We start from the raw sequence: 10,202 nt of genomic DNA, 5'->3' as shown, positions 1-10,202 counted from the left end.
CGCTTCGACACCGGTGCTCAGGCCCGCGGCTTCAGGCTCGCTTCCGTAGCCTGACGGCACTCCGCGCCCGAAAAACCCGCCATTCGCGACAGTCTCGCGAATGGCGGGTTTTCGCTTATCTGGTCAACGCGTTGTCCGCTTACGGCAGTCCCAGCGCAGCGGCATTTCCGAAAGCCGCCGCCAGATCCGCGCTCGCCGCCAGCCGCTTCAGCCGCCCGTCCAGCAGGTTGAGCGCGACGCTGGCCGCCGATTCCTCGCGCGTGTTGACGAGGAACAGATCGCTGGCGCCCATCTCGAATCGCCGCCGCTCCGCCACGGCCATGGCATCGGCGCGTTGGCGCTCCTGCTCGGTCAATGAAATGATCTGCGCGGCCGCGTCGAAAGCGATCGCGATCCCATCCACTTCGGCGCGGATCTGCTCGTCCAGCCAGCGCGCGCGCGTGCGACTGGCATCGAGTTCCGCCTGAGTCTGCATCAGCTTCCCGCGCGCCGTCCGCTGTTCGAGCGGCACGGAGAACTTGACCCCGAAGCGCACATCGTTGCCGCTGCGCGAGGCGCCGCCGGGTCCGATGTCGCCGATGTCGCGGGCCACTTCCATGTTGAGGTCGAGACGCGGCAAGAGCGCATTGCGGTCGAGCGCCAGCCGGTCCTGCACCAGCCGCGCTTTCAGTTCGGCCACCAGCAGGTCCGGCCGCTCCACATCCAGCGGTACCGAAGTGACCACGGGGTCCGGAAGCGCGGTCGGCAACTGATCGCGGCGGGGGATCGTAGGCGTGCCATCGCCGTCGCGCCAGTAAAGCGAGAGGGTATTGGCGGCCGAGGCCATCGCCTGCTCGGACTGGACGACCATGGCCTGGCGGCGCAGCACCATCTGGTCGTTCTCGGTCAGCACGATACGCGGGCGCAACCCGGCCTGATAGGCGCGTTGCAGCCCCCTTTGCCGCGCCTCCGCCAGATCGAGAAGCTGGCGATAGATCTTCAGTCGTTCCCCGGTCGCGACCCAGTTCAGATAGGCGTCGACGGCCTTTCGCTGCACGCCGATCGCCACCATCTGGCGCTCGGCATCGGCCACGGCGCGATCCGCGTCCGCCGTGACGCGGCCGAAGCGGCGATCGTCGATCATCCGGTCCCGCAGCAACGAGAACACTGCGCCGGCCCGGATCTCACCGAACTCGTTGGTATATTTCTTGTCTTCGTAGATCGGAAAGCGGCCACTCGATACGCGATATCCACCGTAGAGCTGCCCACCCCAGTTCTCCAGCGGACGTGCCACCTGGGTGTCGGCATAAGTGCCGCCATAGTAGCCGATCAGCCGCGATCCGCCCTCTGCGGAAAAGACCGTATCGAAGGCGCCTTCCGCCGTCAGCCGCCGGCCATCGGCGGCGCGGGTGCGGGCGAGCGCCTCGATGATCTGCGGCGATTGCCGGGCGGAATTGGCGAGCAGGTCTTCCAGCTCCAGCACCGGCGCATCGACCGGTGCCAGGCGCGGCAAAGGCGCGATCTGCTGGGCGAGAGCCCCTGTGGACACTGCATATAGCCCCGCCGCCAGCAGCCAGGACGAAAGGCGTCTACTTGGCATTGCCGCCTTCCTTCTCGGCCGAGCCGCCTTTGGCGCTCGCTCCGGCACTGCCCGAGTAAGTAGCCGTATCCAGCGCGTTCACCGGATATTGCAGCGGGAAGTCGTTGAGCAGGCGCCAGAGCTCGTAGCCGCTCGATACGGTATCCATCATCACCCAGCCGCGCACTTTGGCGCCCAGCCGCACGAAGGGCTCCTTCGGCCAGGATCGCGCACCCGGCTTCTGCTCCACCAGCACGCGGAACAGCCCATTGGCAGAGGCGGAGACATCGATCGCCCGCACCCGCCCGTCGAACATGCCGACGGCGACCGAGGGCCAGCCGCTGAACTGGATCGCGGGCCAGCCTTCGAATTCCAGCCGCACCGGGCGCCCGGGATGGATCAGCGGAACGTCGCGTCCATCGACGTAGAGTTCGACGACGCGCACCGCCTGCTCCGGCGCGAACGTGGCGATCACGTCGCCTTCCTTGACCATCGTCGCGCTGTCGCCGCCCAGGATGCGCAGGATGCGACCGTCGCGCGGGGCACGGATCATCTGCACCGACTGGCGATTGATGTTGATGTCCAGCCGGTTGCGGTCGGCCAGGCTCTTGGCCACCTTTGCGCCGTAGTCCGCAACCTTGATCTGCGCGAGTTCGAGATCGCGGCGCGGCGCCAGTCCTTCGCCGTAGAGCTGCTCCATGCGGCCCACGTCGCGCCGGGCGACGTCCATCGCCTGCCGGGTCGCCGCGATTTCGGCATCGACTTGCGCGCGTTCGGCCTGGAGCCGCGCGATGAGGTTGGGATCGTTGTCGGTGATGTGGGCGATCTTGTCGCCCTTCTTCACCAGTTCGCCATCGGTCACATACCATTCCTCGACCCGGCCGGGGACGAGCGCGGTGATGTTCTGCACGCGGTCGCGCGGGTCGAGCGCGATCACCGAGCCGGTGCCGGTGGAGGTCTGCACCCAGGGCACCAGCAGCAGGAACGCTACCGCCGCGATCATCGCAATCAGCAGCATCCAGCCCAGCACCCGTGCCGGGCGCGGCGGGCGCAGGCTCTGGAGCGTCTTGAAATGGACGATGTGGTCATCGCGAAAGGGCATGGAGACCTCCCTTCGCGGCATTGCGGGCGGCGGCGAAGGCCGCACGGTCCTGGGCCAGCAATTGGGAATCCCGTCCAAGCCAGAGCATGTGATCGAAATCGAAGGCATCGGGGCGGCAGGTGAAGACGATGATGGTCGTCTCCCTGTCGTCCAGCCGCTTCAGCGCGGGGCGAAGCTCCTCCACCGGCACCATGTCGAACAGGCCCGAGAGGATGAGCACGCGCGGACGGGCCAGCAGCGCCCCCGCCAGCTTCAGGCGCATCGTTTCCGCCCGCGTCAACGGCCAGCCGGTCGAGGACAGCAGGCAGTCCATGCCGCCTTCAAGGCTGACGATCCGGTCGCCAAGGCCCACTGCGTCGAGAACGTCCAGCACTTCGGCCGGATCGGCCTGCGGATTTGCCAGGCGCAGGTAATCGCGGATCGTGATCTCCACGATGTCGGGACGGTCGAGTACGATCACGTCGCTGCGCAGGCGATAGATGTTGAGCGCGGCGATATCCGCGCCGCCCAGACTGATCAGGCCCTCGTCGGCGCGGTAATGGCGCTTGAGCAGGCGACTGAGTAGACGGTCCACCCCAGGATCGCTTGCGGCCACGGCATGCGTGCCGGCGGGAATATCAAGGTCGAACCGCGCGCTGCCGCCGCCCACCGCAATCGCGACGCGGCGCAGGGACAGGGCTCCGTTGCGCGGCCGGGCATCGCCCTCGCCGCGCGATGCGAGTTCCTCCACGGGAATGGCGTGGAACAGCGATAGCTCCTCGACCGCCGCCACCAAGTCGTAGAAAGTATCGAGGTAGGGCCCAAGTTGCGCCGCGCCGTAGAACACGCTCGACAGGATCAGCTCCGCCGCGACGAGTTGGCCTATCGAAAGCTGGCCGCGAATGACCAGCCAACCGCCCAATGCCAGCAGCGCCGCGCTGGCCAGCGCGTAGAGCAGCAGCAGCGCCACGCTCTGCGGGAAAGTCGCGCGGAAATGCTGGCTATGCGCATCGACATAGGCGGCCGTGCGCATCTCCGACATGTCCATGGCATAGTCGAGGTGGCGGCTCGACTTGTAGAAACCATTGGAGGCGCCCACGCTTTCCAGCCAATGTGCGGTCTCGTACTTGCGATGACTGAGCGCCACGCCCGTCTCCATCGCACTGCGCGCCCAGATCTTCCAGATCAACCAGACGGCCAGGACGAAGAGCAGGTTGAAGGCCAGGAAGACCGGGTGGTAGAACGAGGTGACGATGAATCCGATCATCGCCTGGAAGAAGATCGTGAAGCCGCCGATCAGCAGCGAGGGCACCGCCTTTTGAACGTTCGCCACTTCGAAGAAGCGGTTGAACAGGTCACTGCGACGCTCGTCCTGGAAGAACGGGTTCTGGGCATGGACGGCCTGAAGCGTGATCTCGGCTACCGAGCGCGCGAACAGGCGGCGACGGAAAATCTCCATCACATAGCCGCGCAACGCGCCGAGCAGCGACCACAGCGCCAGAAGGCCGAACAGCACGGCGGCCAGCGTGAACAGCGGCACCGGCAAGGCCGTGTTCGCCACCGAATTGATCAGCATCTGCACGGAAATCGGCGTGGCGAGCGACAGCAGGCCGATCGCGGCGCCGTAGATTATCGCCATGGTCATGAAGGCACGGTCGGGCGCAAGCACGCCCCGCGCCCAGTTCATGAATGTGCCCCAGTCTATCCGTTCCTGCGGACCGGCTGCCATCGATGCTTCTTCCTCTTCGACGGAAGCCGCTCAAGGCCCCGTAATGCGACGGGGGGCCTCTATCGCGTCAACGGCAGGCGCGAATGTATTGCGTGTTACATTGCATGTCTCCGCACAGGCACGCTCCCGCGCGGTATTCGAAGGCCATAGGTTCGCACGCCTACGGCTCGCCGCGCCTCCTAAGGCACGCGAACTATTACGGAGTTCAGAAGGGCGCCCGGCCGGGCTGGAGCGGATCGGGCGCGATCCGCTCCGGCATCCGCCTCAGTCGAGACCCAGAGCGCCGCGCACGATGTACTGCAGGTCCGTCTGGTCGATCAGTCCGGCGACATTGCCCGCGCCGGGGCCGTAAGCGGCGATGCGAAGCTGGGTGCCGGTGTGCCCCATCGCGCCCTCTTCGGCCGTGCCGTAATTCACGGTCATCACCGCACCGTCCTTGGTGACCAGTGCCTTGGTGAGGCCCGGCGCCTTCGATCCGTTGCTGATGATCTGGCTAGTATGGGCATGGTCGGCGGTGACGATCACCAGCGTGTCGCCATGTTGGCGGGCATATTCCAGCGCGACCTGCACCGCCTCGTCGAGGTCCACCGTCTCGCCGATCTGGCCGCAAGGATTGGCGCCGTGGTTTTCCTTGTCGATCGAAGCGCCTTCCACCTGGAGGAAGAAGCCCTTGGGCTTGTCCTTCAAGAGCGCGATGGCCTTGCGGGTCATTGCAGCCAGCGTCGGCACCGTGGCGGTGCGCTCGGGATTGGCCTCGCACTTGACCGGCGCCTGGTCGATGTTGCCGTGATAGCTGGCGCGCGGGCCACGCCAGCGCACCGGCATGTTGCCCGGCGCGAACAGCCCGAGCAACGGCGCCTGGGCATTCGCGGTGGTCACGCCGTCCAGCCCCGAAGCGTCCCGCACGATCGTGAAACCACGGGCCTTGGCCTGCTGGAACAGCGTCTTGCCCTTCCACTTGCCGGCCCGCGCGGTTTCATCGAACGTGGAGGCGCCGCCGCCGAGCGTCACGTCGGGACGAGCCACCAGAAGCTGCTCGGCGATGGAACCTGCTCCGCCCGCTTCGAGGGCATTGGTCGGGCAGAACTTCGCGGTCGCTTCCGGGCCGAAGCACCTGCGCTGGGTGACGTGGGCATATTGCGCAGCCGGTGTCGCATCCTCGATATCGGCGGTGGAAACATCACCCGTCGCCAACCCGGCAGCCTTGGCGCGCTCCAGCAGGGTCTGATGCAGCTTGCCCTTGATGTCGACGCCGATGGCGCCGTTGTAGCTCTTCACGCCGCTGGCCCAGGCCGTGGCGGAAGCGGCGGAATCCGTGACGTAGTCAGGCAGGCCGGTTTCGCGATCCAGCGAATAATGCGTGTATTGGCCGGTCACCGGCAGCGCGTCGATGCCTTTGAAATAGCCACCCGCCCCTTCGGCATAGTTGCGCGCCAGGGTGATCTCGGAATCGCCCATGCCGTCTCCGATCAGGAGGATCACGTTGCGTGCCTTCCCCCCGACGATCTGCTTGCGGAACGCCTCGGTGCGATCGCCCGAGATACGCCGCGCCCCGCCTGCTTCCCGAAGATCGCCCTTCGCCGCGCGCGAGAGATCCGAGGCATCCTGCGCAAGCGCCGGTTGCGCCGCCAGGGCCAGGGCGGCAACGAGGGAGAAGCGTGAAATCATGATGGTTCCTAAGGGAAGGTTCGAGGCGTCAGGGTGATGGGGATGTGCAGCTAGAGGCCTGGCATGACACCTATTTGACAGAGCCGGCCCCAACTTTCGCAACAGGGTCGCTCGGCCAGGCGAGTTCGGCCAGGACCGGAAAGTGATCCGAAGGATAGCGGCCTCCGACAGACGTGGTGACGGTGGTCGTCCGCAAGGGGACGAGATTGCGCACGAGCACCCAATCGATGCGCGCGCCTGGATTGCCGGTGAAATCGTGATAGGTGCCCTGCGGACCGCTGCGCCTTGCGGCGACTTCGTAGGCGTCGGCCAGACTGCGCGTGAGAATGGCGTAGGGGCGGGATTTCGGGGCGGTGTTGAAATCCCCGGTGACGACGATCGGAATGCCCTCCGGCAGCCTTGCGATCCAGGCTTCGATCAGCGCGGCGGACTTTTCGCGGGCACGTTCGTCCTTGTCGCGGTGGGCGAAGTGGGTATCCAGCAAGTAGAAGCGGCGGTGGTCGGACTTGCGCTCGAACAGCGCCCAGTTGACCATGCGGGGCAACGTCTCGCCCCATGTCGCGCGGCCTGCCTGCGTGGGCGTGGCGGAAAGCCAGAATTCGCCCTGCTGAAGCACGTCCATCCGATCGGCACGGTAGAAAATGCCCATGTGCTCGTCGCCATGCCCGCCGCGCCGGTCCACACCGAACCATCGGTAGTTCGGCAGCGCGGAAACCAGGTCGTCGCCCTGCTCGCGAAACAGTTCCTGCGTACCGATGACGTCGGGATCGGCCTTGTCGACCGTCTCGACCAGGATCGACCGGCGATGCGGCCACGCATTCTCCCCGTCGTCCGCCGGATAGCGCACGTTGAAGGTCATGACCCGCAAGGGCGGGTTATCGCCCGCGACGGCGGGAAAGGCACCGAAGGAGGCGCAGAGGGTCAGCAGGAGCGACAGAAAAGGACGACAGGACATGGTGAGACTTTCGCGAGCCTGACACGAGCAGGCGATCGTCCCCATTTCCCGCATGCCTGCGGGAAATGGGGACGGACCAGGACGTAACCGTTCTTTTAGAACTTAACCGTCGCGCTGACCTGATAGACGCTACCGGTCTTCAAGTATCCGCCGTTGCGGTCGTTCGAGATGTACTTCTTCGACTTGCCCACCGTGGTCCAGTAGGCGTGCTGGTTGAGGACGTTGCGCGCCGATACGCCGATCTCCACCGCATCGCTCAGTTCATAGGCCGCACCCAGGTCTAGCGAGCCCATCGGCTGGATGTAGATGTCCGGGTCCGCGCTCTGCACCGTCGCCAGGATCCGTCCGGTATGGTGATAGTTCACGTTGGCCCGGAAACGGCCGCCGGTGTAGAACACATTGGCGTTGTAGATGAGGTCCGGCGCCTGCGGCAGGCTGGTCGTGCGGACATCGTCGTCCGACAAGGCGTAAGTCGCCCGCGTCTTCTGCCATGTGATGGAGCCGCCCACGCCGAAGCCGTCCAGGAACGAGACGTCGCTGCCGTGATAGGTGTAGCGGCCCGAGACTTCCACGCCCTTCGCGCTGCCGCCGCGACCGTTCTGGGGCATCAGGGTGGTAACCGTGGCGCCGGTGGATTCGACGTAGTTCTGCCCGGCCGTAGGCACGATGATGTTGCGCAGCTTCTTGTAGTAGAGCGCGACCTGAAGATACTGGCCGACATCGCCGTAATACTCGAAGCCCAGGTCGAAGTTCCAGGCGGTCGTCGGCTTCAGGTCCGGATTGGGCTTGGTGATATACTCAAGCTCATCCGTCGTATCGTTGAACGAATAGGTAGCGGGACCGGCAAGGTCGTTGAAGCCGGGGCGCGCATAGCTGGACCGGACCGAACCGCGCACCACCACGCTGTCGCTGGGGCGGTAGGCCAGCAGCAGGCTGGGATCGACACGATCGTACTCGCGAGAGGACGAGACGAAACCGCCGCTCCCTCCGGCCGTGCTGGAGCCTTCGAAGTAGTTCGCCGCGAAACGGTTCGCTTCGTAGCGGACGCCCGGAAGCGCCTCGAAATCGCCGGCCTGGAAGCGGGCGTTGGCATAGACCGCCGCGCGGCGTTCCTTGCTGTCGGTCACGCCCTGGTCGAGCGTTTCCTGCGAAACCTTGCTCGCGGTGCCCCCGGCAGAATCCACATATTGCGCAACCTGCTCCTCGATCGCGGAGCGCGAGACGATGCGGATCGGTCGGGCAGGATAGGCGCCGATGAAGTCTTTCAGCGTATATCCGGGCAGTTGCGAAACCGGAAGACCGGCCACATCGCGCTGGTCGAACGGCCGCGAGAACACGTAGCGGGTATTGTCGGGCGCAAGTTCGCGGCCTTCGCGATGCGAGTCTTCGTAAAGCCCGCCGATCTCGAAGGAACGGAAAACACCGCCGTCGCTATCCCAGTGAAGATTGCCGCGAAGGGTCTTCTTCCGTTCGGAATCGAAGCTCCAGCCCTTCTGGACGTAATACTGACCCGGCGTGTCCAGCGACGACACGTAGGCCGTCGCTTCCGGCGACATGACGGCTTGTGGCGCGCGCGGATTGGTAAGGTCCACCGTCACGCCCGATGCGCCGTATCCCACACCGCGCCAGGCCGCCTCGATGCGGTTGGGCTGGTTGTAGGCGCCATAGGCATAGGCGCTTTCTAGCGAGGCGACGAAGCCGCCGCCCAGATCGAACTCGCCGCCAAGCTGGGTGGAGAACAGCTTCTGGTCGGTGTCCTCGGTGCGGAAGTAGCCGGCCGGATTGATGCCAGTTCCCACGAAGACGCCGTCCGCGTTGTAATTGCCGCTGCCGCCGGTGGCCACATTGGGATTGGGCTGGCTCGTGCCGTCGGCGTTGCTGGTCAGCTCGCTGCGCAGCCCGGTCTGGTTCATCGTGTTGGTATTCTTGTAGCGTGCGTAGTTCATACGCAGGTACGTCTTGATACCGTCGCCATGGTAATCGAACGAGCCGGTGGCGCCGTAGCGCTCCACCTTGTTGGTGAAGGCGTTCCACTGCAGTCCCTGCGCCGACAGGGCATCATAGTTGTCGCGCGTGGAACCGACGTTCCGGTTGGTCGTCACATAGCCGCTCTGCGCGGCGATGGACTGCGCGGCATTCGAACGCTTCTCGTAATAGCCGGCAAGATAGATCCCGAACTGGTCGCCGGCGCCGAACTTGCGCGCGGTGTCCACGCCGATCGCTCCACCCAGGCTGGGCTGGTGAGAATCCGCCGCCATGGCCGCAAGTTGGCCCAGAGCACGAACGCGGCCGAAGTTGCTGGTGAAATCGAAGGCAGTGGGCGTGTGCAGATCGATGGCGCCCGCGATCGAGTCCGAATCCTTGTCGGCGCCGGGCGTCTTGTCGGCCGAGATGTTGCCGATCGCAAACGGCGAGAACAGGTTCAGCGAGATCGCGCGGGAATCCCCCGCCACTTGCGGGAGACGCAGGCCGTCTAGCGTATAGGCATTGAAGCTGGTGTCGAAGCCGCGAACCGTCACGAATTGCGCTTCGCCGACTGCCGTCTGGTTGGCGCCCTGATCGTAGCTGGTCGAAATGCCGGGCAGAGCGCGGGCGATGTCGGCGATGCCGGTGTTCGAACTGGTGGCAATGTCCCCGGTCGTCAGGATATCGACCGTCCCGATCGCATTACGCTCCATTTCCAGCGCCGTCCGATCGATGTGGCCGTTGACGATGATGTCGGAGGTCAGCGTGTCTTCGGCGGAATCGGCAGTGACGCTCTCGGGCGCCTCTGCGGCCCAGGCTTCGCCCTGCAGCGATAATGCCGCCAAGCTGCAACCGAACATGAAGCGCAGCGTGCGGCTTCCCTGAAAATGCATGTGGACCCTTTTTCGTTTTGTTGCGCGGTATGTCGCGGAACGGGGCCACTAGGAGGGGTATATGTCGGAACCGTGCGATTTTTCGTACACTTCCATGACAATGTGCAAACATGGGGTCGGAGATGACGCTGATGCGGGGCTGAAGCTCTACGCATGCCATTTCTGCATCTTGGCTTGCGTCGATGCGCATCGTGCCTTTGATAAGAGCCCGTTTGAAAAATGCCCGAGAGGGCATTTTCAGAGCGGCACCAGCCCCCCGTTTTTCTCAGGCGCCCCCACCCTACCACCCGCAGGATAATACCGTTGGGTGGTAGGGTGGGGGCGTGGGCTGGTGCCGCAAAATTCGCTTTCAG

At 65.0% G+C, this 10,202-nt stretch carries 6 protein-coding genes; all 6 read right to left on the bottom strand.

Going from position 1 to position 10,202, the window contains the following annotated elements:
• Nucleotides 1–139: 139 nt before the first annotated feature.
• A complete protein-coding gene (locus tag RT424_RS22910) occupies nt 140–1,579 on the bottom strand; it encodes a TolC family protein (protein ID WP_313442954.1) in 1,440 nt (479 codons plus the stop codon).
• Complete coding sequence (locus RT424_RS22905; RefSeq protein WP_313442952.1) at nt 1,569–2,660, bottom strand: biotin/lipoyl-binding protein; 1,092 nt, start codon at nt 2,658–2,660, stop codon at nt 1,569–1,571. Before RT424_RS22905 ends, RT424_RS22910 begins: the two co-directional genes overlap by 11 nt.
• A complete protein-coding gene (locus RT424_RS22900) occupies nt 2,644–4,368 on the bottom strand; it encodes an ABC transporter transmembrane domain-containing protein (RefSeq protein WP_313442950.1) in 1,725 nt (574 codons plus the stop codon). The genes RT424_RS22905 and RT424_RS22900 overlap by 17 nt, the downstream gene beginning before the upstream one ends.
• Before the next feature lie 264 nt (nt 4,369–4,632).
• Nucleotides 4,633–6,036 (bottom strand): alkaline phosphatase, encoded by a 1,404-nt coding sequence (phoA, locus tag RT424_RS22895; protein ID WP_313442947.1) that lies wholly within the window; start codon nt 6,034–6,036, stop codon nt 4,633–4,635.
• A 70-nt stretch (nt 6,037–6,106) separates the two neighbouring features.
• A complete protein-coding gene (locus tag RT424_RS22890) occupies nt 6,107–6,991 on the bottom strand; it encodes an endonuclease/exonuclease/phosphatase family protein (RefSeq protein WP_313442945.1) in 885 nt (294 codons plus the stop codon).
• 95 nt (nt 6,992–7,086) lie between these two features.
• Nucleotides 7,087–9,849, bottom strand: coding sequence for a TonB-dependent receptor (locus RT424_RS22885; RefSeq protein ID WP_313442943.1), 2,763 nt, complete (start codon nt 9,847–9,849; stop codon nt 7,087–7,089).
• Between the last annotated feature and the right edge of the window lie 353 nt (nt 9,850–10,202).

Source organism: Novosphingobium sp. (assembly GCF_032093395.1).
Taxonomy (GTDB): domain Bacteria; phylum Pseudomonadota; class Alphaproteobacteria; order Sphingomonadales; family Sphingomonadaceae; genus Novosphingobium.
This window is presented reverse-complemented; position numbering and strand designations above follow the sequence as displayed.